The sequence below is a fragment of the Pseudomonas sp. P4_C8 genome, from assembly GCF_056401975.1.
On record NZ_JBFUIH010000131.1, the window covers coordinates 1 to 574 of the forward strand.

Genomic DNA, 574 nt, shown 5'->3' on the forward strand with positions numbered 1-574 from the left:
ACACTATAAGCTTGAGTCGGGACTACATGGAGTTTGGTTAATTAATGATGTAGTGAAAATAATCGCACCTGGCGTTGGGGTGGCTTTACTGATAGGCGTATTCGGGATTGATCAATCAACAAGCGTTAGAGCTTTAGCTTACGTTATATTTGTGTCGGGGGCTGTTTTTGCGTGCATGGCATTCTGCGCTAAATTTATATGGGGTTTGGATTTTTTTAAAAATTTAGGTGTTAAGTAATGATATTTATCCCGTTTTTTGTTTTTGTTTTGTTATTTGTTGTTTACCAGTCAGTAAATAATTTCAGATTTGGCGTTGTTAGTTATTTGATTTTAATATATGTGGCCTCGTCATTTTGCGCAATTATTTTAGACAGTTTTTTTGAATACTATGATAGTTATAATGTTGAATTAGAGCCGGTACTAATTTTTACATTCGCACTTTCTTTGGTTTTTCTGGGGTTCTTCAGGTTTAGAGATCGTGATTTCTGTTGTATTGAACTGAGTAATTTTAAGTTTCTGAGGGTTTTAGAGTTTTCGCTAATTCCGTTATCACTCTCTGCTTTGGTTTTTTTTA

The 574-nt window shown here is 34.3% G+C and carries 1 pseudogene; it reads left to right on the forward strand.

The window, feature by feature from the left end:
- Window positions 1–238 (forward strand): annotated as a pseudogene (locus tag AC1DWM_RS30195) (hypothetical protein); the annotation flags it as partial.
- Window positions 239–574: the final 336 nt, after the last annotated feature.